The sequence below is a fragment of the Rhizobium sp. 01T444 genome (assembly GCF_056398305.1).
The window spans coordinates 177,292-198,335 of record NZ_JBFTPD010000003.1; the positions used below are offsets into that span (position 1 = coordinate 177,292).

21 protein-coding genes are annotated in these 21,044 nt (G+C 59.7%); 10 read left to right on the forward strand and 11 right to left on the reverse strand.

Annotated elements, in window-relative coordinates; genetic code table 11:
• Positions 1 to 2: 2 nt before the first annotated feature.
• Entirely contained in the window at positions 3 to 1,136 is a 1,134-nt protein-coding gene (odc2, locus tag AC1DTN_RS06375) for an ornithine/lysine decarboxylase (RefSeq protein WP_113321906.1), read from the reverse strand.
• Positions 1,137 to 1,661: 525 nt separating this feature from the next.
• On the opposite strand from odc2, the gene AC1DTN_RS06380 reads away from it, so the two are divergent.
• The 3 genes from AC1DTN_RS06380 (at position 1,662) to AC1DTN_RS06390 (ending at position 4,360) form a co-directional block, all read left to right on the forward strand.
• Positions 1,662 to 2,555 (forward strand): LysR family transcriptional regulator, encoded by an 894-nt coding sequence (locus tag AC1DTN_RS06380; RefSeq protein ID WP_442206449.1) that lies wholly within the window; start codon positions 1,662 to 1,664, stop codon positions 2,553 to 2,555.
• Positions 2,556 to 2,654: 99 nt separating this feature from the next.
• Positions 2,655 to 3,296, forward strand: coding sequence for a DUF1007 family protein (locus AC1DTN_RS06385; protein ID WP_113321908.1), 642 nt, complete (start codon positions 2,655 to 2,657; stop codon positions 3,294 to 3,296).
• Positions 3,290 to 4,360, forward strand: a complete 1,071-nt coding sequence (locus AC1DTN_RS06390) for a nickel/cobalt transporter (RefSeq protein WP_442206450.1) — start codon at positions 3,290 to 3,292, stop codon at positions 4,358 to 4,360. Before AC1DTN_RS06385 ends, AC1DTN_RS06390 begins: the two co-directional genes overlap by 7 nt.
• Before the next feature lie 3 nt (positions 4,361 to 4,363).
• On the opposite strand, the gene AC1DTN_RS06395 is transcribed toward AC1DTN_RS06390, so the two are convergent.
• From AC1DTN_RS06395 to AC1DTN_RS06405, 3 genes are all read right to left on the reverse strand, one after another.
• Positions 4,364 to 4,570 (reverse strand): hypothetical protein, encoded by a 207-nt coding sequence (locus AC1DTN_RS06395; RefSeq protein WP_037104016.1) that lies wholly within the window; start codon positions 4,568 to 4,570, stop codon positions 4,364 to 4,366.
• A gap of 86 nt (positions 4,571 to 4,656) precedes the next feature.
• Positions 4,657 to 5,376, reverse strand: a complete 720-nt coding sequence (locus AC1DTN_RS06400; protein ID WP_442206451.1) for a tellurite resistance TerB family protein — start codon at positions 5,374 to 5,376, stop codon at positions 4,657 to 4,659.
• Between the two features lie 131 nt (positions 5,377 to 5,507).
• Positions 5,508 to 6,146, reverse strand: a complete 639-nt coding sequence (locus AC1DTN_RS06405; protein ID WP_442206452.1) for a 2-dehydro-3-deoxy-phosphogluconate aldolase — start codon at positions 6,144 to 6,146, stop codon at positions 5,508 to 5,510.
• Positions 6,147 to 6,297: 151 nt separating this feature from the next.
• On the opposite strand from AC1DTN_RS06405, the gene AC1DTN_RS06410 reads away from it, so the two are divergent.
• The 4 genes from AC1DTN_RS06410 to trhO all read left to right on the forward strand — a co-directional run bounded on the left by AC1DTN_RS06410 (position 6,298) and on the right by trhO (position 9,225).
• Complete coding sequence (locus AC1DTN_RS06410; RefSeq protein ID WP_113321912.1) at positions 6,298 to 6,786, forward strand: CYTH domain-containing protein; 489 nt, start codon at positions 6,298 to 6,300, stop codon at positions 6,784 to 6,786.
• Positions 6,764 to 7,672, forward strand: coding sequence for a CHAD domain-containing protein (locus AC1DTN_RS06415; RefSeq protein ID WP_439016611.1), 909 nt, complete (start codon positions 6,764 to 6,766; stop codon positions 7,670 to 7,672). Before AC1DTN_RS06410 ends, AC1DTN_RS06415 begins: the two co-directional genes overlap by 23 nt.
• Positions 7,673 to 7,747: 75 nt before the next feature.
• The gene (locus AC1DTN_RS06420; protein ID WP_113321914.1) at positions 7,748 to 8,224 is read left to right on the forward strand and encodes a VOC family protein; all 477 of its coding nucleotides are present in this window, start codon (positions 7,748 to 7,750) and stop codon (positions 8,222 to 8,224) included.
• Between the two features lie 71 nt (positions 8,225 to 8,295).
• Positions 8,296 to 9,225, forward strand: coding sequence for an oxygen-dependent tRNA uridine(34) hydroxylase TrhO (trhO, locus tag AC1DTN_RS06425; protein WP_442206453.1), 930 nt, complete (start codon positions 8,296 to 8,298; stop codon positions 9,223 to 9,225).
• Between the two features lie 72 nt (positions 9,226 to 9,297).
• Here the strand turns inward: trhO and AC1DTN_RS06430 are convergent, their stop codons facing one another.
• Positions 9,298 to 11,502: a bifunctional diguanylate cyclase/phosphodiesterase gene (locus tag AC1DTN_RS06430; protein ID WP_442206454.1), complete on the reverse strand. Its 2,205-nt coding sequence runs from the start codon at positions 11,500 to 11,502 to the stop codon at positions 9,298 to 9,300.
• Positions 11,503 to 11,683: 181 nt separating this feature from the next.
• Here AC1DTN_RS06430 and AC1DTN_RS06435 point away from each other — a divergent pair, with 181 nt between their 5' ends.
• Both AC1DTN_RS06435 and AC1DTN_RS06440 read left to right on the forward strand, forming a co-directional pair.
• Entirely contained in the window at positions 11,684 to 12,154 is a 471-nt protein-coding gene (locus AC1DTN_RS06435) for a MarR family winged helix-turn-helix transcriptional regulator (RefSeq protein ID WP_439016615.1), read from the forward strand.
• Entirely contained in the window at positions 12,151 to 12,615 is a 465-nt protein-coding gene (locus AC1DTN_RS06440; RefSeq protein ID WP_442206455.1) for a hypothetical protein, read from the forward strand. Before AC1DTN_RS06435 ends, AC1DTN_RS06440 begins: the two co-directional genes overlap by 4 nt.
• A gap of 39 nt (positions 12,616 to 12,654) precedes the next feature.
• Here AC1DTN_RS06440 and AC1DTN_RS06445 read toward each other — a convergent pair whose 3' ends face one another.
• Entirely contained in the window at positions 12,655 to 14,028 is a 1,374-nt protein-coding gene (locus AC1DTN_RS06445) for a GH1 family beta-glucosidase (RefSeq protein ID WP_442206456.1), read from the reverse strand.
• Between the two features lie 239 nt (positions 14,029 to 14,267).
• Here AC1DTN_RS06445 and AC1DTN_RS06450 point away from each other — a divergent pair, with 239 nt between their 5' ends.
• On the forward strand, positions 14,268 to 14,675 hold the full coding sequence (locus AC1DTN_RS06450) for a DoxX family protein (protein WP_442206457.1): 408 nt from the start codon (positions 14,268 to 14,270) through the stop codon (positions 14,673 to 14,675).
• A gap of 79 nt (positions 14,676 to 14,754) precedes the next feature.
• Here AC1DTN_RS06450 and AC1DTN_RS06455 read toward each other — a convergent pair whose 3' ends face one another.
• The 5 genes from AC1DTN_RS06455 to AC1DTN_RS06475 form a co-directional block, all read right to left on the reverse strand.
• Positions 14,755 to 15,942, reverse strand: coding sequence for a Gfo/Idh/MocA family protein (locus tag AC1DTN_RS06455; protein WP_442206458.1), 1,188 nt, complete (start codon positions 15,940 to 15,942; stop codon positions 14,755 to 14,757).
• Between the two features lie 27 nt (positions 15,943 to 15,969).
• Positions 15,970 to 17,025, reverse strand: coding sequence for a sugar phosphate isomerase/epimerase family protein (locus AC1DTN_RS06460; RefSeq protein WP_007817498.1), 1,056 nt, complete (start codon positions 17,023 to 17,025; stop codon positions 15,970 to 15,972).
• A 247-nt stretch (positions 17,026 to 17,272) separates the two neighbouring features.
• Positions 17,273 to 18,220, reverse strand: a complete 948-nt coding sequence (locus tag AC1DTN_RS06465) for a substrate-binding domain-containing protein (protein ID WP_007817501.1) — start codon at positions 18,218 to 18,220, stop codon at positions 17,273 to 17,275.
• 85 nt (positions 18,221 to 18,305) lie between these two features.
• Positions 18,306 to 19,310: an ABC transporter permease gene (locus AC1DTN_RS06470; protein WP_442206459.1), complete on the reverse strand. Its 1,005-nt coding sequence runs from the start codon at positions 19,308 to 19,310 to the stop codon at positions 18,306 to 18,308.
• A gap of 83 nt (positions 19,311 to 19,393) precedes the next feature.
• Positions 19,394 to 20,920: a sugar ABC transporter ATP-binding protein gene (locus tag AC1DTN_RS06475; protein WP_439016620.1), complete on the reverse strand. Its 1,527-nt coding sequence runs from the start codon at positions 20,918 to 20,920 to the stop codon at positions 19,394 to 19,396.
• Positions 20,921 to 21,044: the final 124 nt, after the last annotated feature.

Here is a 21,044-nt window from a genome sequence, read left to right on the forward strand (position 1 = left end):
CCTTAGATGACGTAGGCCTTCAGCGGCTCAAAGCCATTGAAAGCGACTGCCGAGTAGGTCGTCGTGTAGGCGCCGGTACCTTCGATCAGAACCTCGTCGCCGATCGTCAGAGACATCGGCAGCGGATAGAGGTTCTTTTCGTACAGCACGTCGGCCGAGTCACAGGTCGGGCCGGCGATCACGCAGGGCTCCATCTCGTCGCCGTCGCGCTCGGTGCGGATCGGGTAGCGAATGGCTTCGTCCATCGTCTCGGCGAGACCGCCGAACTTGCCGATGTCGAGGAAGACCCAGCGGGCGTCGTCATTGTCCGACTTCTTGGAAATCAGCACGACTTCAGCCTTGATGACGCCTGCATTGCCAACCATGCCGCGGCCCGGCTCGATGATCGTCTGCGGGATCTGGTTGCCGAAATGCGTGCGAAGCGCCTGGTAGATCGACTTGCCGTAAGCTTCTGCGGACGGAACATCGCGCAGATACTTGGTCGGAAAGCCGCCGCCCATATTGACCATCTGCAGGTGGATGCCCTGCTTGGCAAGCTGGACGAAGACGCGCTTGGCATCGGCAAGAGCCGAATCCCAGGCATCGACCTTGGTCATCTGCGAGCCGACATGGAACGAGACGCCGTAGGACTGCAGGCCGAGCTGGTGAGCATAGACGAGAACGTCGACGGCCATCTGCGGAACGCAGCCGAACTTGCGCGACAGCGGCCATTCGGCACCCTCGCCGTCCGTCAGGACGCGGCAGAATACACGAGCACCCGGAGCTGCACGGGAAATCTTCTCGACTTCTTCGTGGCTGTCGACTGCAAAGAGGCTGACGCCGAGTGCATGCGCACGGGCGACGTCGCGTTCCTTCTTGATCGTGTTGCCGTAGGAGATACGGGCTGCGGTCGCACCGGCTTCCAGCGCCATTTCGATTTCTGCGACGGACGCGCAATCGAAGTTGGAACCGAGGCTGGCGAGCAGCTTCAGGACTTCCGGAGCCGGGTTGGCCTTGACGGCGTAATAGATCGCGCTGTCCGGCATCGCGTGACGGAAGGCGTGGAAATTGTCTCTGATGACATCGAGGTCAACCACGAGGCAGGGACCGTCGGGACGTCGGGTTGCGAGAAAGTCGCGGATGCGCTGGGTGGTCATATCGATTCCCTCTTCCAATTCCAGAGCTCCGGCACGAACCGGAGGACAAAGGGCATACAAGAACCGCTCAGGAACCAGCCGGTGGAGACCCCGGATCCTTGACGGCGCTTGATGCGCGAATAGTGAACCAACGCCGCTGACGCGGTATGGGTTCGGCTTTGTCTGCCATGGATTGGAGGGAGTATCCCTGCCGCACTTCCGGCAATGAAGGTGTGCCTCTTCAGTAACCCCCGCTGATGGAAAGCAGGGAGAGAACAAAAAGGCCCGCACCGTCGTTGCTTCAGGCGTCCTCGCATTTTCCGGTTGGCCGGAATAGCGACTGGAGGGGTTAATTCCAGGTACCTTACCGATTTCCTCACCAATTCGAGGGTTCGGCGGACACCCATGGGCACGTGCGACTTTGGGCTGAGTGGGAAATAAGAATATTCGCCGACATAATCAAGAGAATTTTTGATTGCGCCCCAAAAAATAAATTGAACAAAGCAGCCAGATTTGTTCAATATTCTGAAACAGATCGGAGGAATCATGGACACGCTGACCCGCATACGCGCCTTCATCGATGTGGTCGAAGCTGAAGGTTTTTCTGCTGCTGCGCGGCGCACCGGCCGCTCCAAGGCCCTGCTCTCGAAATACGTGCGCGAACTGGAGGACGAACTCGGCGCCTTGCTGCTCAATCGCACCACCCGTCAGTTCTCGATGACCGAGGCCGGACACACCTATTATCGCACGGCATCCGACATCCTGAAGGAGATCGATAACCTCGCCGACCTCGTGCGGGAGAACAATGCGCAACTGAAGGGCCGCCTGAAGGTTTCTGTGCCGCGCACCTTCGTCGATGCCGATGTCGGCCAGTCGTTGATCGACTTCGCCAAGGAAAATCCAAACCTGCAGCTGGAGATTGCCGCCGACGACCGATTCGTCGACCTGATCGAGGAAGGCTTCGACGTCGCGGTCCGCGTCACCAAACTCGAAGATTCCGGTATGATCGCCCGCAAGATCTCCGATTTCCGCGTCCATATCTGCGCCACGCCGGAATTCCTCGAACGCTACCCCAACATCGAGCACCCGAGCGATATCTCCAACGTGCCCTTCATCGTCGATACCAATTCCCGCAACCAGGCGAGCATCCGCTTCTACAATCCCGACAGCACCTCCTTTGCGGTCGCCGTTTCCGGCCCGATGGAAGTCAACAGCCCGCACGCGACACTGCGCGCCTCGCTCTCAGGGATCGGGATTGCGCTGATTCCAGACTTCATCGCTCGCAAACCGATCGAAGACGGCCGGCTGGTGACGTTGTTCAACGACTATATTCCGACTGACCGCGGCATCTATGCCGTCTATCCGCACCGCCGCTATCTGCCGGCAAAGGTCAGGATCTTCGTGGACTACCTTTACAACTGGTTCAAGAAACATCCCTGAAGCGAGCGGGATGCGCGCCTAAGCGTCGCAGGGGCGGTCCCAATTCCGTCCCATTTTCTGGTGAGAAATCACCCCAACCGAACAGGGCAGCGGGTAAGCATGAAAAGATCGACACTTCTGACGGCTGGGCTTCTTTCGCTCGCCCCCGCCACCGCCTTCGCCCATCCGCATATCTTCGTGGAAGCGCGGCTGGAAGTTGTCGCAGCACCCGACGGCAGCATTCAGGAACTGCGCAATGTCTGGCGCTTCGATGAGGTCTTCTCCTCTTCGGTCGTCATGGATTTCGACAAGAACACCGATCTGAAGCTGGAGCCGAACGAACTTGCCGAGGTCGGCAAGACGGTCCGAGATTCGCTTGCCGACTACGATTACTACATGAACTTGACGATCAACGGGAAGAACATCACCGTCCAGAAGCCCGACATCATCCACGTCGACTACAAGGAAGGTCAGCTTCTGATGTTTTTTGCGGTCAAACCGGTCGAAAAGATGCCGCTGAAGGGCAAGCTGACCTTCGGCGTCTATGATCCGACGCTCTACACCTCGATCGACTTCCCGACCGACAACGAACTCGCCACGGTCGGCGACGGCTTCAAGGCTTGCAAGCACGCGGTCGTGCGCCCGGACGCAGACGAGGTAATCTCGGAAAACAAGCAGTCGCTGACCGACGCTTTCTTCAACGATCCGACCGGCACCAATATGTCGAAGCTCTTTGCCACGCGGCTGGAGGTCACATGCTGATAAAGCGCCTGCCCCTCGCCCTGCTTGCGCTCGCTGTCATGTCCGTCGCTGCCCATGCGCAATCGCCGCTCGGCATCGGCACGGCCGAGCCGAGCTTCCAGCCGACGGGCGGGCCGCTGGCGCCACTCTTTCTCTACGTGAATTACGAGCAGCAGGCCTTCTATCGTGCGCTGACTGGCGCGCTGAAGGAGATGCGCCAGGATCCCTGGCAGCTTTCCTCGCTGATCGGCCTTTCCTTTGCCTATGGCGTCTTTCATGCCGCCGGCCCCGGCCACGGTAAGGCCGTCATCTCGTCCTACATGATCGCCAACGAAGTCGAGCTTCGACGTGGCATCGTCATCTCCTTCATCTCAGCCTTCGTCCAGGGCGTTATGGCCGTCGTGCTTGTCGGCGGCGCGTGGCTGGTGCTGCGCGGCACCGGTATCACACTGACCATGGCAACACAGGCCATGGAAATCGCAAGCTTCGTGATGGTCATCCTCTTCGGTGGCTGGCTGCTCTTCCGAAAGCTGCGCTCGATGGCCGGCAGCCTGCCACGCCGTCGGCTCATGGCAACGCCGGCTGGGCCTGTCAGCATGATGCTGGACTGGAAGGAGAATGCCGCCGAACGCCAGCGCGCCAATTTCAGCTTCAACGGCAAGGCGCAGGCCGTGGACCCCGGCCATACCTATGTGCCCGGCATGGTCTGCGAGACCTGCGGCAATTCACACCTACCCGATCCCTCGCTGGTCAGCGGCGACAAGTTTAGCGCGCGTGAGGCGTGGTCTGCGGTGATTGCCGTGGGCTTGCGCCCCTGCTCCGGCGCATTGCTGGTCATGACCTTCTCACTGCTGAACGGGCTTTATCTCGGCGGCGTGCTCTCGGTCGTCGCCATGTCGCTCGGCACCGCCATTACCGTTGCAATTCTTGCCACGCTCGCCGTCACTGCCAAGAGCACCGCGGTGCGCCTCTCCGGCCGCGGTTCGTCCGCCTCCGTCTGGATCGGCAATGCGATCGAGATATCAGGTGCAATTCTTGTAATCTTGATGGGTGTATTGCTGCTCGGAGCCTCCCTGCAGGGATAGTCTTCAGGGCTTTCTGCTGCGCTGATAGCGCGCCCGCAGCCAGAATATGCCGAAGAAACACATCAGCAGGCAGACGCCGACGATGACGGCCAATGTCGGCGAGAAACTGCCGATCCACAGCACGATGGTCGGCAGGAAGTAGATCACCAGCCCGGCAGAAAACAGAATGATAGCGGCGGCGATCGCCTGCGAACGGCTTTCCGGGCTCATGGACATGCTCACTCCTCTTGTCCGGGAGTGGATAGGCCAGCCGCTTCGCAAAGGCAACTGGCCCCAGGATCACTGTACCGCTGACATCATTGAGAGAGGGTGATCTTGGCGGAGGAAACCGTCGCCTCGATATGGTCGACGAGCTGATCGGGAAGACCGAGCCTGCCCGCAAGCAGATCGAGATAGCCGCGTTCGGCACGCGAATCCGGCTCGATCGTCAGGCGCGAGGCTGTGTAGAGCTCGACCTTCTGCTCCTCGGTCACGGCGGCTGCGACAAGCGCATCGATGTCCGTCGGCTCCGAAAGCTCGCGCTCGATGAAGCTCGCCGCCTCGCCGCTGACATCGGCGGCCTTGACCTTGTCCATGATGAGCGCGCGCTCTGCATCGTCGATATGACCGTCGGCCTTGGCGGCAGCGATCATGGCACGGATGAGGATGAGCACGAATTCATTGCTGGTCGCAGGCGAGGCCGGACCGAAGCCGGATTCCGTGGGCGGAGGCAGGAGAACGGGATTGTTCGCCGTCGGCGCATCAGAGGGTGCCGCAGGCGCTTGCCCGGCCTGATAATTCTTCCAGGCCTGATATCCGAGACCTGCGATTGCTGCGAGACCGCCGATGGCGACGGCATTGCCGGCAATGTCACGACCGGTCTTGGTGCCGAGAAGGACGGCGGCAAGACCGGCGGTCTTCAACGGATTGTCCTTCGCCATCTGGATCGCGTCGCCCGCCCGGTCGCGCACGCTGCCGCCCACACCCGGCACTTGTGATCCCAGAAACTGGTCGAGTAGCTTCTTCGCGTCGAACATGTCCTCATCTTCTCCCTGTTCTAGAGGCTGGAGGAGAACATAGGTTTGCGACTGCCGAAAAACAAACGAGGGCGGCGCGGCCACCCTCGTTCAAAATCCATCTGCTCTAAAAACCGACAAGCTTTGAGAGCTCAGCCCTTCAGCGCGAACGCTTCGGAGGCAAGCTTGGTGATGCCTGCCCAATCGCCCGCAGCAACCAGTTCCTTCGGTGCGACCCACGAACCACCGACGCAGATGACGTTCGGCAGCGACAGATAGTCATTGGCATTCTTCAGCGAGATGCCGCCCGTCGGGCAGAAGAGCGTGCCAGCAAGCGGGGAGGAAAGCGCCTTGAGATAGGCGGCACCGCCGGCCTGCTCGGCCGGGAAGAACTTCAGCACCTGATAGCCTTCTTCGCGCAAGGCCATGACTTCACTTGCGGTGGCGGCGCCAGGAAGCAGCGGCACCGGAGAATCGGCGGCGGCATCCAGAAGCTCCTGGGTCGTGCCGGGGCTGACGATGAACTTGGAGCCTGCCTGCACGGCGGCTTCCCAGTGAGCGGCGTTGAGGATTGTGCCGGCGCCGACTTCAGCACCCTCCACTTCAGCAGCAACCGCGCGCACGGCATCGAGAGCGGCCGGGGTGCGCATCGTGATCTCGATGGCCTTCAGGCCGCCGGCAACGAGGGCTCGAGCGAGAGACACGGCCGACTTCGCGTCCTCGACGATCAGGACCGGAACGACGGGCTGGAGTTTCAGGATGGAAAGGAGTTTTTCTGTCTTCTCGCCCATGGCCACGGTTCCCTTAAACGATTGAAATCGATTTTCGAATAGCGCCCCCACAGAGGCTTGTCGAGATAAAACCGGCCCCTAAGACAAGCCGGGTATTAAATCATTATAAATTGGGGTACCGTGCGACGATCGTCACAAAAGGTTCATTCGTATGGCGAAAGAGATCGAACGGAAGTTCCTCGTACGCGGCGAAGCATGGCGCTCTGCCGTAGAGTCCAAGTCGGTCCTGAAACAAGGCTATGTCGCCTCGATGGATGATCGCTCTGTGCGGATTCGCATCCTTGATGAGAAGACCGCGCGGCTGACGATGAAAATCGGCCGCGGCACCCTCACCCGCGATGAATTCGAATACGAGATCCCTGTCTCCGACGCCGAGGAACTGTTGGAAAACGCCATCGGTATCGTCATCGAAAAGACGCGTTACCGCGTCCCCTATGAAGGTTTCGTCTGGGAAGTCGATGTCTTTGCCGGCGCCCATCGCGGCCTCGTCATCGCTGAAGTCGAGATGCAAGCCGAAACTGACAATCCTCCCCTACCCGCCTGGCTCGGCCGCGAGGTCACGGGCGATTTCCGTTATTCCAATCAGGCGCTGGCCACAGAATTTGAGCACGACAGGCATGGGCTATCGCATACGGCCTGAGGCCGACTTTACCGACGAGTTCCGAAGCACCGCTGAGGAGCAGCTGAAGCGTGCCATCACCGTTCTCGACAAGCGGCCGGAAGGCGCCCATGAGGCGATCCACGCCTTCCGCAAGAACATCAAGCGGCTGCGTTCACTTTATCGTCTTGTGTCCCGCGAAGTGCCGGAATTCCAGAAGCGGGAAAATGCCCGGCTGAGAGAAACGGCACGGTCGCTGTCGGCCATCCGCGATGCCGCGGCAATCGTTGGTACCGCCCGCTACCTGCAGGACAATGCTCGCAATCTGGAAGAGGCCGAGGCGCTCGGCCGTATCGTTTCCATTCTGGAAGCCCGGCGCGACTGGATGGCGGAGGCCGAAAGCGGCCTTGAGGAAAGGCTGCATGATGCTGCCGGCAAGTTGCGGGAAGCGATCGCGGCACTCGACGATGTCGCCTTCGACAAAAGCCACCGCAAGAATGCCCGTATGCTGGCAAAAAGCTGGCGCAGGACGGCATCGCGCGCCAGGGAGGCGCTCGATGCCTGCCAAGAGGACACAGCGGCCGGTGATTTCCACGAGCTGCGCAAGCGCTCCTACGATTATCGCCTCTATCACGCGCTTCTGCGCGATCTCTGGCCAAGCGCCATGAAGGCCAAGCGCGACTTCGCCAAGGACCTTGTTGAACGTCTCGGCCATATCAACGATCTCGCCGTGCTTTCAGGCCTCGTGGAGGCAGAACCGCAGCTCTTCACCCGCAACGACGATCTCGCCCATCTGCTGGATGCCATCATCTTCCGCCAGCAGGAGGATCGGCGCGAAGCGTTAAGCGACGCCGAAACACTCTATGGCGATGATCCTGACGATGAGGCCCAGCGTCTGGAACTGCTCTGGGTGTCTATCGGCAATTGACGCATTTGATCTGTTGACCTCAACTTTACTTGAGGTCTTAGCCTCGACCCGGTCAATGAACCGATCGAGGAAAATATGTTTGCAGACAATGCCGCGACGCCCCAGATCCAGGGCATCTATGAAACCCATCTCACCGTCGCCGATCTGAAGACCTCCATTCCTTTCTACCGCGATATTCTCGGCTTGGAGCTCGCCGCCGAATTTCCCGAGCGCCGCAGTGCCTTCTTCTGGGTGAACGGCAAGAAGAACGCCATGCTCGGCCTTTGGGAAACCGGCACCGGCCCCTTGAAGATGCGCCTGCACATGGCCTTCCGCCTGTCGCGGGAAGAAATGATGCGGGCGCCGGCGCTGCTGATCCACAAGGGCCTGAAGCTGCATGGCTTTCACGGCGAGCCGATCACCGAACCGATCGTCATCGGCTGGGTGCCGGCACTGTCGCTCTATTTCAACGATCCCGACGGACATTCGATCGAATTCCTGAGCGTGCTCGACGAAGAGCCGGATGCTGCGTTTGGCATGCGGTCCTACGCCGAATGGAAGGCGCGCGGATAGGCACAATCCCACAATGCCGTCCTTGCGTAATGTCATTGCGCAGGGACGACATATTCTGTATTTCCACGCGCATGACCGACAATGCGACCCAAACAAGCCCCTTCCTGGTGGCAGCGCTCTATCATTTCGTATCCCTGCCACGCTTCGAGAGCCTGCAGGCGCCATTGCAGGCGCTCTGCGAGGAGAATGGCGTGAAGGGTACGCTTCTGCTTGCCCATGAAGGCATCAATGGCACGATTGCAGGACCGGATGCCGGCATCCATGCCGTCCTCTCCTTCCTGCGTGCACAGCCGGAATTTGCTGCCCTGGAGCACAAGGAAAGCCGCGCATCCAAAATGCCTTTCCTGCGCATGAAGGCAAAGCTGAAGAAAGAAATTGTCACCATGGGCGTCGAGAATATCGACCCCAACAAGGTGGTTGGGACCTATATCGATCCAAGCAACTGGAATGCCCTGATCTCCGATCCCGATACGATCGTCATCGACACCCGCAACGACTACGAGACGGCAATCGGCACCTTCCGCGGCGCGGTTGACCCCAAGACCAAGACCTTCCGTGAGTTTCCGGATTGGGTGCGCAACAATCCCGGCCTGCACAACAAGCCGAAGATCGCCATGTACTGCACCGGCGGCATCCGCTGCGAGAAGGCGACGGCCTTCATGAAGGAACAGGGCTTCGAAGAGGTTTATCACCTCAAGGGCGGCATCCTGAAATATCTGGAGGAAGTGCCGCAGGAGGAAAGTCTTTGGGACGGGGCATGCTTCGTCTTCGACGAGCGCGTTTCAGTGGAGCATGGTCTGAAGGAAGGCGAGCACAAGCTCTGCCACGCCTGCCGCAACCCGATCACGGCAGAAGAGGTCACCTCGCCCTATTACGAGGAAGGCGTTTCCTGCAGCAACTGCTACGATACGCGCAGYGAAGAAGACCGYCTGCGCTATCGTCAGCGCCAGCACCAGATCGCGCTCGCCAAGAAGCGCGGCCAGAAGCATATCGGCACGTAGAGSAATTCCAGCAAAACTGCGTAGCGGTTTTGCGTCCGGAATTGCATGAAAACAAAGAGATAGAGCGACGTTTTAGCCTGCGATCCGGCGCAGGACCCGGGCTTCGCGGCGCTCCTGCAACAGGCCATTGATCTGGTCGGCGGGCATGGGCTTGCCGAAGAAATAGCCCTGCAGACTGTCGCAGCCGAAGAGGCGGAGCGCAACCGCCTGCTCTTCGGTCTCGATGCCCTCCGCGGTGACGGGGATATCCAGCGCGCGCGCAAGTGCGACCGTCGCCTGCAGCATTTCCCGCTGCCGGCTGTCGCCGGTAATATCGGTCACGAGCGAGCGGTCGATCTTGATGCGGTCGAAGCCGAACTGCCGCAGGTAGCCGATCGAAGAAAAGCCGGAGCCGAAGTCGTCGAGCGCCACCTTGACGCCGAGCGACTTCAGTCGCTCGATCGATTGGCGCGTGCGCTGCGGATTTTGGATCATGTAGCCTTCGGTGATTTCCAGCGTGACGCGGCTCGCCTCGATCTCCGTCTGCTTCAGCACATAACGAACATAATCGGTGAAGGCCGGATTGCGGAACTGGCCCGGTGAAACGTTGACCGAGATCTTCAGCTCCGGCCACTGCTTTGCTGTTTCGCAGGCCTTGCGCAGTACGAAAAGGCCGAGGGATTCGATGAGCCCGCTGGTCTCTGCGATCGGAATGAAAACTTCAGGCGAAACAGGACCGTGACCCGGCCGGTTCCAGCGCACCAGCGCCTCCACGCCATTCATCTCATGCGTCGCGGCATCGACGAGCGGCTGATAGGCAAGCGTGAGATCGCCGCTTTCGATCGCCATGCGCAGATCGAGCTCCAGCGCATTGCGCTGCGCGCGATCGGTATCCATGGCCGGATCGTAGAGCGTCATGCGGGCGCGGCCGGCTTCCTTGGCCTTATACATGGCAAGGTCGGCGCGGCGCACCAGTTCCTCCCGGCCGATCGAACCGAGCGACGACATGGCGATGCCGATGCTGGCGCCGACCACGACGATACGCCGGCCGACTTCGAGCGGTTCGGCAAGGAAATCGAGGATCTGCTCCGCAAGCTGCAGCGCGGCCGCATTCTCCGCATCCGAAAGGAAAGCGATCGCGAATTCATCACCGCCGATGCGCGCGAGCACGGCATCCTCAGGGATCAGCACGTCCAACCCTGCCGCAACAGCGCGGATCAGCTGGTCGCCGGTGCCGTGCCCATAACTGTCGTTGACTTCCTTGAAGCCGTCGAGATCGAGATAGAGCAGCAGGACGTTCCGCTTCGTCTGCTGGGCTTCCGCAACGAAGCTGTCGACGGCAAGCCCCAGGCCATCGCGATTGGAAAGGCCGCTCAGACGATCGCGAAGTGCTTCTTCACGCGCACTGTTTTCCTCCGCCTTCAGGCGCCGCCCGGCCAGCCAGCCGATGATGAGGAGGACGACGAAGAACAGGCCGACGAGACCAAGCGCCTGGATGACCATGGGCCTGACCTGCGCATAACCGATATCGCCGGGCGAACGCGACACCCAGACAAGTTTGCCAAGAACCGCGCGAGCAGGATCTGCAATTTCCACCGAATAGGCCGAGGCAAAATCCGCAGGCACCAGCCGCAATCCATTCAGCACATAAGTGGTGCCGAGAGCAGATATTTTTGCATCATCAAGATGCCGGGCAAAAATCAGATAGCGATGCTGACGGGCAGGCATATCAAGCTCACCTGACTTCTCTCGCACCAGCGCGATACCAACGGCGGCAATGCCTCTTGCGGTCTTGATGAAACCGATGGCTTCCGGCTTCTCGCCGGCATCAGGTGCACGAACCTTGTCCAGAAGCCGCCAAAGCGAGGGGGAGAAGAAATCACTGACCAACATCTGCATTGGCAAACCGTCCTGATAGGCCATGACGGTTTTCTTCTGGTCGTCAATGACGATGGCCATATCGAAGAGGGGGCTATTGAGGGACATCTCGCCGTAGTTGCTGATCGTCCACGCCATGCCCTCCGGCTCATAGACATTGGCAGCCGCATCATCCCAGGCGGCATAGTCGTCAAGCGTGGCGGCAAGCTGATCTTCGAAGGTCTTGAGCGCTCCGACGGTCGTTTCACGCGAGCGCTCGTCATCGAGCACATTGGCATTTTCCGAGACGCGCTCCAGCGCTGTCAGAACCATGATGGTGACAACTGCGACAATGACCGCAAAGGAAAAAAGCACGCCAGTAACCGTGGTATGGCGGCCTAAACCCGATCCGCTGCTTTTAGACCTCAAGACTGCCGGCAATTCATACAACTCCCCGTTCGAGAAATCTTCGCAGTCAAGGGTCAAGAAACGCTTAAGATCATGGGAACTATCGAGAATCCGGCTCAGGATTTACCTGAATACCGCATGTTTTCGCAAGTTGACAACTAGTTTCCAATAATGGTAACTAGTTTCCATTATTGGAAACGGAGGATTGCGAATTTTGAAGCGCACGATCGAAGCCGATCTGCTGACGGACATCATGCTGATGGTCTTCCGCATCAACGGACGACTGTTGGATGGCGGCGACCGGCTGGGCGCATCGCTGAACCTCACCAGTGCCCGCTGGCAGGTACTCGGAGCAATTTCGCTGTCCCCAGGTCATATCACGGTGCCGGGAATTGCAGAGATGATGGGCACGACCCGGCAGGGCGCCCAAAAGCAGGTGAACAAGCTCGAGGAAGATGGCTTTATCGAAAAGCGGCCCAACCCGCGCCATCAGCGCTCGCCCTTCTATGTGCTGACACCGCAAGGCACTGAGAGCTATGCGCGGATATCAGCGCTTCATACCGGCTGGGCCAATGCGCTGGCCGGCGGACTAAATGCACCGGAATTGCGGGCGGCGCTCGATCTCCTGAACAGGTTCGACCAACGGCTGGCGCTGGACGCCACGGAAAGCGAGGAGCAGAGATGAAAACGATCGTTCATGCCGGCGCAGGCACTCTTGCCATGGTCCTGATTGCGGGTTTTCTGACCGCAACGCTGATCTCCGAATTTCTTCTGGATACGACTGCTATTCTTACCGTCAAGAAAGCGATCCTTACCGGTCTCTGTCTGCTGATCCCGATGCTGGCAATCACTGGCGGCAGCGGATTTTCGCTGGCCAGAGGTCGTCATTCGCCGGCTATCGAAAGGAAACGCGGACGCATGAAGATTATCGCCGCAAACGGGCTGCTGATCCTGCTGCCCCTGGCAATCCTGCTTTACCTTCGCGCGGCGGCAGGCCTGTTTGACGGTGTTTTCTATGCCATGCAGACGCTCGAAGTTCTGGCTGGCTGCGTGCAGCTGACGCTACTTGCCCTCAATTTCCGCGACGGGCGGAAAATGACGAGAGGAAAACGTCTCGCCGCGGCAAAGACGTTGAACGCGATCTGAATCGGCAGGGCATCAATGCCCTGCCGAAAATACCTGGCCTCAGACGGCCTTGTGGTTCCCCTTCGGGAATTGGCTGGCAAGTTCCCGATACCACTTGCCGCTCTTCTTGACCGTGCGAACCTGCGTTTTGTAATCGACGTGAACGAGGCCGAAGCGCATGCGATAGCCTTCCGCCCATTCGAAATTGTCCATCAGGCTCCAGGCGAAGTAGCCGCGCATCGGATAACCGTCCTTGATAAGGTCGGCGACGACATTGAGATGGTCGCTGACATAGTCGAGGCGCATCACGTCATCCACCGCGCCGTTGACCACATCGGTGTTGTCGCAGGCGCCGTTCTCGGTGATGTAGCATTCCGGCAGCTCGTAACGGCGATAGAGATCTTCGACGAGCAGCTTGAGGCCCGGCGAATAGACTTCCCAGCCGATATCCGTCTTCACGTCGCTTGCGGGAGGCGCTTCCACCGTCCAGGGGAAATCGCCCTTCCGGCTCGCATCATCCGCAACGCGCTCCGGCTTGTAATAGTTCAGACCCCACCAATCGAGCTTCTGGTTGATAATCTTGAGATCGCCGTCTTCGATGATGGGCATACGATCGCCGAGCGCTTCGACGAACTCGTCAGGATATTGGCCCTTGAAGACCGGATCGAAGAAGGCGCCGTTATGGAACTGGTGCGCGCGTTCGCCAGCGGCGAGATCGGCCGCGCTGTCCGAGCCCGGAATGATCGACGAAGCGTTGAGCACCAGACCGACGGGCACACCAGGCGCTTCAGAACGGATCGCTTCGACACCGAGACCATGCGCCAGGTTCATGTAGTGCATGGCATGAAGCGCGGCCTGCATGTTGCGCTCGCCCGGCGCATGAATGCCGTAAAGATGGCTAAGCCAAACGATGCACCATGGCTCGTTGAAGGTGGCAACACTGTCGAGGCGATCTCCGAGGCGGTTCATGACCGTCTTGGCGTAACGCTGATATGCATAGGCCGTCGAACGCGCGGTCCAGCCGCCGTCACCGGCGAGCAGCAGCGGCAGGTCCCAGTGATAGAGCGTTGCGAAGGTCTTGATGCCACGTGCCTTGCAGCCGTCGACGAGACGATCGTAGAAATCGAGGCCGGCCTCGTTTACCGGGCCTGTGCCGTCGGGGATGATGCGCGGCCAGGCGATCGAGAAGCGATAGGCCTCGACACCCATGTCCTTGATGAGATCGAGGTCCTGTTCCAGCCGGTTATAGTGGTCGCAGGCAACATCGCCGTTGTCGCGATTATAGACGCGGCCGGGCATGTTGCAGAAGGCGTCCCAGATGGACGGCTTGCGGCCATCTGCCTTGCTGGCGCCTTCGATCTGGAAGGCAGCGGTGGCAACACCGAAGGTGAAATCACCGGGGAAGCGGTCTGCAAGCTTTTTCGGATCGATCATCTGTGAATCCCATCTCTCAGTTGTGGACTGACCGTTTGCGCGGGGGTTTAGCCAAGCCTGATGGCAAAATACAGGCCGGCGGAAAGAAAACTGCAACGTTGCAGGAAGAAAAACAAGACAGCTGCAAGCCCGCCAGACGCCCTCTTCCCAATCTCATAACGCCAATGTCAGCAGTCGTGATTTGCTGTTGCGACCGCGATCCTTACACGGAAAGAGCATCGCAATATGAAAGGAAACGAATGTTCTCTTCGATCCATTTGCTGCAGCCGCATCTCCTGAGCCTGCTGCGCATCGTCTCATCCCTCGTGCTTTTCAGCTACGGAACGCAGAAGATCCTGCTTTTCCCGGCCGCGGCAAGCGTGCCGCCCGTCGGTTCGCTGTCCTGGGTTGCCGGCCTTATCGAACTCACGCTCGGCTTCCTGGTACTCATCGGTTTCCAGACCCGCATCGCAGCCTTCGTGCTTTCCGGCCTGATGGCCTTTGCCTATTTCATCGGCCACGCATCGAAGAGCTTCTTCCCGGCACAGAATGGTGGCGTCGCGGCGATCCTGTTCTGCTTCGTTTTCCTTTACCTGGTCGCCGCCGGCGCAGGTCCGTTCAGCGTCGATAATCTGCTGAAGCGCGGTCGCACGACGGCTACCGCCTGATCACCACAAATGGAAAAGCCGAGGCGATATCGAAGCGCCCCGGCTTTTTTAACGACATGCGCCTTATCGGCTCAGAAGCTCAGACCTTGACCCAAGCCCCGTTGCGCTTGGACGACGCCACGCAGGCTTCGACGAAGGCGACACCCTTCACACCATCATCGACGGTCGGGTAGACGACGGCCTTGTCGACCGCTTTACCCTTCTTGTGAGCGTTGATGGCATGCGCGGCTTCCGTATAGATCGTCGCAAAGGCTTCGAGATAACCTTCAGGATGACCCGACGGAACACGGGAAACGCGGGCGGCGGCAGCGCCGGAACCGGCGCCGTTGCGGGTGATCAGCCGCTTGGATTCGCCGAACGGCGTGTACCAGAGATAGTTCGGATCGGCCTGAACCCATTCGATCCCGCCCTTGGTGCCGTAAACGCGCACCTTGAGGCCGTTCTCATGACCCGGCGCCACCTGGCTGCACCAGAGCATGCCCTTCGCCGGCATTTCCGAACCCTTGGCCTTGAAGCGCAGCATCACATGGGCGTTGTCGTCGAGACGGCGGCCAGGCACGAAGCTGTCGAGATCGGCAGCAAGGCTGTCGAGCTCCAGCCCGGTGATGAACGAAGCGAGGTTATAGGCATGCGTGCCGATATCACCTGTCGAACCGCCGACGCCTGATTGTGCCGGGTCGGTGCGCCATGCAGCCTGCTTCTGGCCGGACTGCTCGATCGCTTCCGTCAGCCAGTCCTGCGGATATTCGGCCTGGACGATACGGATATCACCAAGCTCGCCATTGGCGACCATTTCGCACGCCTGACGAACCATCGGATAACCGGTATAATTATGCGTCAGGATGAACAGTGCACCGCTCTCGTCGGCAACCTTCTTCAGCTTCTTGGCATCGGCAAGGTTGGAGGTCAGCGGCTTGTCGCAGATGACATGGATGCCGCGGCGCAAGAATTCCTTGGCGGCGTCATAATGCACATGGTTCGGCGTGACGATGGAGACGGCTTCGATGCCGTTCTTCAGCTTCGCTTCGCGGATCGCCATTTCCCGGTAGCTGGAATAGGTGCGCGACGGATCGAGACCGAGATCGCGACCGGACTGGGCAGCCTTTTCCGGCGTCGACGACAGTGCGCCGGCGATCAGGTCATACTGATCGTCGATACGCGCTGCGATACGGTGGACGGCCCCGATGAAAGCCCCTGCGCCGCCGCCGACCATGCCGAGCCGGATGCGTGGCTCGCGGGTCTGTTCGGATGATGCTTCGATTGCCATAGTATTCTCCTCGAAATCCTGATCCGGTTACGACAAGCCCAGCATGCGTCGGTTGGCCGCCTGATCGGTGCCGCCGGCAGCGAAGTCGTCGAAGGCCTTTTCGGTGACACGGATGATATGTGCCGCAACGAATTCAGCGCCTTCACGCGCACCGTCTTCCGGATGCTTCAGAGCGCATTCCCACTCGACCACGGCCCAGCCATCGAAATTATTGGCGGTCATCTTCGAGAAGACGGCGCCAAAATCGACCTGGCCATCGCCCAGCGAACGGAAGCGGCCGGCACGCTCGACCCAGCCCTGATAGCCGCCGTAGACGCCCTGGCGTCCGGTCGGATTGAACTCGGCATCCTTGACGTGGAACATCTTGATCCGGTCTTTGTAGATGTCGATGTTGTCGAGGTAATCGAGGCACTGCAGAACATAGTGCGACGGGTCGTAGAGCATGTTGGCGCGCGGATGATTGCCGACGCGCTCCAGGAACATCTCGTAGGTGATGCCGTCATGCAGGTCTTCGCCCGGATGGATTTCGTAGCAGACGTCGATGCCGTTTTCGTCTGCATGATCGAGGATTGGCTTCCAGCGACGGGCAAGCTCGTCGAAAGCGGTCTCGACGAGACCGGCGGGGCGCTGCGGCCACGGATAGATGAAGGGCCAGGCAAGCGCGCCGGAGAAGGTCGCATGCGCCTTGAGGCCGAGATGCTTGGAAGCCGTCAGCGCGTACTTGACCTGCTGGACGGCCCATTCCTGACGCGCCTTCGGATTGCCGCGCACTTCCGGCGCCGCAAAGCCGTCGAAGGCTTCGTCATAGGCCGGATGGACGGCAACGAGCTGGCCCTGCAAATGGGTGGAAAGCTCGGTGACTTCGACGCCGTTTTCACGCGCCTTGCCAGCGAATTCATCGCAGTAGTCCTTGGAGGTCGCCGCCTTCTTGAGGTCGATGAGCTGGCTTGCCCAGGTCGGAACCTGCACGCCCTTGTAGCCGATATCGGCCGCCCATTTGGTGATCGCGTCCCAGGAATTGAAAGGAGCGGTATCACCCGCGAACTGTCCGAGGAACAGGCCCGGTCCCTTGATCGTCTTCATGTCAGATTCCTCCCTGAATATCGATCGTAAACGTTTCCGATAAATCTTAGTGCGCCGTTCGACAAAGAAAAGGCGCCTCCCCGCCAGTGCGAAAGATTTAGCGGGTGGGCCAAAATCAACGCGGTCTGGACCTAATCACGCTCACCGCGGATCGGCAAGAGGTACGTGCCGCATTTTGGCTTCAACTTGTCTGAAGGCATGAAAAATGCGCCCATCCTTTCGAATGGGCGCATGCATGAAAGTATTATCAGAACGGAGAATCCGGGAAGTAGAAGTTCTTGGCATTCTCCTTGGTAACGAGCGTTGCGTCGAGGATGTAGTTGCCGTGAACCGGAACCTGATCGTAGAGCGCAGCAGCCGTCAGTTCCATGGCCGTACCGACCATTGCCGGCGGATAGAGAACGTCAACCGGGATCAGCTTGTCGCCATCCATGACCTTCTTGACCATGTCCTTGGAGCCGGCGCCGGCAACGACATACTGGATGTCGGTGCGCTTGGCCTGCTCGATGGCCTGCAGAACGCCGACTGCCATGTCGTCATCCTGGCACCATACAACATCGATCTTCGGATACTTCGTCAGATAGTCCTGCATGACCTTGAAGGCGTCGTCACGGTTCCAGTTGCCGTACTGGCGGTCGAGAACCTTTACCTTGGAGCCGGCAATACCCTTGTCGAAACCGTCCTGGCGCTGCTGGTCGATCGGGATCGGCAAGCCGCGGATGATGACGACCTCAGCTTCCGGGGTCTTTTCGGCAATATACTTGCCGGCGACTTCGCCGAGTGCCGGATTGTTGCCGGCGACGTAGAGGTCACGCACGGAATTGTCGTTATTCGACGGCGCGCGGTCAACGAGCGCGACGAACTTGCCCTTGCCCTTGACTTCCTTGATGGCGTTGACGAGCGGATCCGGATCCGACGGCAGGATAACGAGTGCGTCGATGCCCTGCGTGTCGAGGTCCTGCACGGCGTTTGCCTGCGTTGCGGCATCCGGCGAGGTCTTGACGATGACGTTCAGGCCCGGATGTTCGGCCATCAGCTTCTTGGCAACGCGCTCGGCATGGAACACGACGCCCGACGTCCAGCCATGGTCAGCGGCCGGAATGGACACGCCGATCGTGTAATTCTTGTCCTGGGCGTAGGCTGCGCCGGCAAAAGCCACCCCCGCAACCGCCAGACCCAACATGAGCTTGCGCATGCTATTTCCTCCCAAAAATATCAGGGACTTATTCAATCCGGGCCGGGTGCCCTGGATAGCCCGGCCAATCCGAGAAGCACTTGTCTTACGATTTGCGCACCAGCGACCGCTGCACCAGCATCGCGATGATGATGATCGCACCCTGGATTGCGCCGATCAGGTATTCGCTGATGAAATTCGAAAGCAGCATGATGTTTCCAACGAGCTCGAGAATGAAGGCGCCGCAGATCGTGCCCCATACCCGGCCGGCACCACCCTTCAGCGCCGTACCACCCACGACGACAGCCGTGATGGCCTGCAGTTCCCACAGGATGCCGGTCGTTGCCGAGGTCGAGCCTAGGCGCGGCACATAGAGCAGCACGGCGATCGCCACGCAGAAGCCCTGGATGACGAAGGCAATTGTGCGCACGCGGTTGACCGCAATGCCGGAATAGCGGGCAACATCGCTGTTCGAACCGACAGCCACGACATGCCGGCCGTAGCGCGTGCGGTAGAGAATGAAGGCCGCAACGGCGGTAACAGCCAGGATGACGACGATCGGCACCGGCATGCCGAAAATGCTGCCGAAATAAGCCGGACGATAGAGCGTCTGGATATCTGCCGAGCGCAGCGTGATCGCGCCACCCTGCGAGAGCCATGTCGTCAGGCCGCGATAGATGCCCATCGTACCGAGCGTCGCGATAAAGGGCTCGATTTTGCCGACTGTCGTGATGAGGCCGTTTGCGAGACCGCAGAGCGCACCGGCGACCACGGCGAAGACGACAGCAGCCGCCAGCATCAGCACCGGATCGGCAATGACACCGGAATTGATAAGCAGGATCATCAGGCTGGCGACGAAGGCCACCATCGAGCCGACGGAAAGATCGAGGTCGCCGGCCGAGATCACGAAGGTCGCACCGACAGCGATGATGGCAATGAAGGCACAGCGCGTCGCGACATTCGTAAGGTTGGTGATGCCGATGAAATTCGGATTGACCAGTGCGCCCACGATGAGGAGCAGGGCCAGTGCGGCAAAGGGCGCAACCGCGCGCAGATCGACGTCACGCCAGGATCTGCGCCGGATTTCCCTGGTCTCCTCGTTAACACTCATGTCCAAAACCAACCTCCCGTCCCATGACTGCTGGGCACTTTGTTTGTCCCGCGCGCAGCACGCCCGTGCCGCGCCGTGCCGGCTCAGGCAGCCGCCTGACGCTTCAGCCCCGCGGCGTAACGCATGATTTCCTGTTCGGAAATTTCATCCCCCTCGAGCATGCCGACGATCCGGCCTTCACGCATGACAGCCACGCGTGTGCAGAGACCGATGATCTCAGGCATTTCCGAGGAGACGACGATGATCGACCGCCCGTCGCGGGCGAGCGCCGAGATGAAATGATAGATCTGCTGCTTGGTACCGACATCGATGCCGCGCGTCGGCTCGTCGATAATGATGATCTGCGGCTCTGTTTCCATGACCTTGGCAAGCAGCAGCTTCTGCTGGTTACCACCAGACATGCGGCCGGCAACGATATTGCCGTCGCGTACGCGGATGTCGAAGCGCCGCTTGGCCTTTGCAAGCGCTGCCGCTTCGCTATTCGGGCTCAGATAACCATGGCTGACATGGCGTTCGAGCGATTGCAGTGTCAGGTTGGCGATCATGCCCGAACCGAGCAGCAGCCCCTTCGACTTGCGATCCTTGGTCATATAGGCAAGGCCGGCGCGATTGGCGGCGCGCGCATCACCCGAAGACGCGCTTTCGCCGTGGATGACGACCTCGCCCGACAGGCGCGAGCGCAGGCCGGCAATCGCTTCCATCAGCTCGGTACGACCCGAACCGATAAGTCCGGAAAACCCGATCACCTCGCCCTTGCGCACTTCGAAGCTCGCATCCTGCACGTAGCCGGTCGAAACCGAACTGACGCGAAGCACAACTTCCTCGTCGACATTGGGCTCGACTTTGGCGGGATAGAGGCTGGAAAGCTCGCGGCCGACCATGAGCTGCGCGATGGATTCGCCGTCCAGCATGGAGGTCGGCGCCGTCTTCACCCATTGGCCGTCCCGCAGGACCGTGACCCTGTCGGTCAGTTCCATGACTTCGTCGAGCTTGTGGGAAACGAAGACGAAACTGGTGCCCTTATCGCGAAGCTTGCGCACCTGCTTGAAGAGCATATTGATCTCCTCGCGCGACAGAACCGCCGTCGGCTCGTCCATGAAGACCACGCGCGCATCGCGGCTGATCGCCTTGGCAATCTCGACCATCTGCTTGTCGGCGATGGAAAGCGAGCTGATCATCGCATTCTCGTCGACATGCGAACCGAGCATGTCGAGCACTCGGCGCGTCTCACCGCGCATGTACTTGCGATCGAGCACGCCGAAATGCGTGACCTCGCGGCCGAGAAACAGGCTCTCCGTCACGGTCAAATGTTCAGCGAGATTGAATTCCTGATGGATGATGACGATGCCCAGCGCCTCGGCAGCACCATTCGGCGGCAGCACTATGGGTTTGCCATCGAGCAGGATCTCACCCGATGTTGGCTGCTCGAAGCCGGAGAGAATCTTGACAAGGGTGGATTTTCCGGCGCCGTTTTCACCCATCAGCGCATGGATTTCACCGGCGCGAAGATCGAAGTTGACGCTGAAAAGAACCTGCACGCCGCTGAAAGACTTGCAAATGCGCCTGGCGGACAACACCACCGGTGCAGCCTCTGCGGTATCCACGGTCATGATTTCCTCCTGCGGCTCCCATCCGCTTATGTTGGGCATATGTAAACCTTTACATCAGGCATGTAAAGGTTTACATCGGGGATTTACACAGACTTGTTGGCAGTCGCCTTTGACCTCCCGACAA

Bases quoted from the DNA above. Each gene is read 5' to 3' on its own strand.
- AC1DTN_RS06420 (WP_113321914.1), top strand. From the start codon at position 7,748: ATGTTTGCAGACAATGCCGCGACGCCCCAGATCCAGGGCATCTATGAA.
- AC1DTN_RS06395 (WP_037104016.1), bottom strand. From the start codon at position 4,570: ATGAGCCCGGAAAGCCGTTCGCAGGCGATCGCCGCCGCTATCATTCTG.
- AC1DTN_RS06390 (WP_442206450.1), top strand. From the start codon at position 3,290: ATGCTGATAAAGCGCCTGCCCCTCGCCCTGCTTGCGCTCGCTGTCATG.
- AC1DTN_RS06445 (WP_442206456.1), bottom strand. From the start codon at position 14,028: ATGATCGATCCGAAAAAGCTTGCAGACCGCTTCCCCGGTGATTTCACC.
- AC1DTN_RS06475 (WP_439016620.1), bottom strand. From the start codon at position 20,920: ATGACCGTGGATACCGCAGAGGCTGCACCGGTGGTGTTGTCCGCCAGG.
- AC1DTN_RS06380 (WP_442206449.1), top strand. From the start codon at position 1,662: ATGGACACGCTGACCCGCATACGCGCCTTCATCGATGTGGTCGAAGCT.
- AC1DTN_RS06450 (WP_442206457.1), top strand. From the start codon at position 14,268: ATGTTCTCTTCGATCCATTTGCTGCAGCCGCATCTCCTGAGCCTGCTG.
- AC1DTN_RS06385 (WP_113321908.1), top strand. From the start codon at position 2,655: ATGAAAAGATCGACACTTCTGACGGCTGGGCTTCTTTCGCTCGCCCCC.
- AC1DTN_RS06460 (WP_007817498.1), bottom strand. From the start codon at position 17,025: ATGAAGACGATCAAGGGACCGGGCCTGTTCCTCGGACAGTTCGCGGGT.
- AC1DTN_RS06400 (WP_442206451.1), bottom strand. From the start codon at position 5,376: ATGTTCGACGCGAAGAAGCTACTCGACCAGTTTCTGGGATCACAAGTG.
- AC1DTN_RS06405 (WP_442206452.1), bottom strand. From the start codon at position 6,146: ATGGGCGAGAAGACAGAAAAACTCCTTTCCATCCTGAAACTCCAGCCC.
- AC1DTN_RS06455 (WP_442206458.1), bottom strand. From the start codon at position 15,942: ATGGCAATCGAAGCATCATCCGAACAGACCCGCGAGCCACGCATCCGG.
- odc2 (WP_113321906.1), bottom strand. From the start codon at position 1,136: ATGACCACCCAGCGCATCCGCGACTTTCTCGCAACCCGACGTCCCGAC.
- AC1DTN_RS06465 (WP_007817501.1), bottom strand. From the start codon at position 18,220: ATGCGCAAGCTCATGTTGGGTCTGGCGGTTGCGGGGGTGGCTTTTGCC.
- AC1DTN_RS06440 (WP_442206455.1), top strand. From the start codon at position 12,151: ATGAAAACGATCGTTCATGCCGGCGCAGGCACTCTTGCCATGGTCCTG.
- AC1DTN_RS06470 (WP_442206459.1), bottom strand. From the start codon at position 19,310: ATGAGTGTTAACGAGGAGACCAGGGAAATCCGGCGCAGATCCTGGCGT.
- AC1DTN_RS06410 (WP_113321912.1), top strand. From the start codon at position 6,298: ATGGCGAAAGAGATCGAACGGAAGTTCCTCGTACGCGGCGAAGCATGG.
- AC1DTN_RS06415 (WP_439016611.1), top strand. From the start codon at position 6,764: ATGGGCTATCGCATACGGCCTGAGGCCGACTTTACCGACGAGTTCCGA.